Below are 550 nucleotides of genomic sequence, written 5' to 3' on the forward strand. Positions count from 1 at the left end.
TAGGCACGCTGACAGCGAGTCGGATCACCCACCAGAAGGTCCGCGAACTCGCGGTCACCGGTCGGGACTGTCGGGTGACGGTAGACTACCTGACCCAGTCGGTGAAGATCCACCGGCACTCGCTGCCCGGCTACGTCGAGTCGAACGGCGACGTCAGGTACCGCTCAGAGAGCGTCGTCGAGCGACCGCAGGTCAAAAACGGCGAGCCCCTCCGCGGCGAGATCGCGTCGTTCGTCTCGGCCGTGAACGAGGGGACCGCCCCCGAGGTCACCGGGCAGGACGGGCTCCGGGTGATCGAGCTGATCCGCGAGATCAGCGAGGCGCTCGACGGTCCCGAAGCGCCGGTCGCGAAGTCGGGTGGCCGATGACGACGAACGCTCCCTCGACGGAGACCGTCGGGCTGTACGGCGCCGACTCGTCTCCGGACGAACAGCGCGCGGCCCTCCGCGAGGGGCGCGCCCCCGTCGCGGTGTACGGGATGGGAAAGATCGGGCTGCCGCTGGCGCTGGTGTACGGCGAGACGACCGGTGCGGTGACCGGCGTCGACGTC

At 69.8% G+C, this 550-nt stretch carries 2 pseudogenes; both read left to right on the forward strand.

Features of this window, described 5'->3' with window-relative positions:
• A pseudogene (locus EXE44_RS17885) lies at window positions 1-368 on the forward strand (gfo/Idh/MocA family oxidoreductase); the annotation flags it as partial.
• Window positions 365-550: pseudogene (locus tag EXE44_RS17890) on the forward strand (nucleotide sugar dehydrogenase); the annotation flags it as partial. The pseudogenes EXE44_RS17885 and EXE44_RS17890, both read left to right, overlap by 4 nt.

Origin of the sequence: Halorubrum sp. SS7, from assembly GCF_005435055.1 — an archaeon.
GTDB lineage: Archaea > Halobacteriota > Halobacteria > Halobacteriales > Haloferacaceae > Halorubrum > Halorubrum salinarum.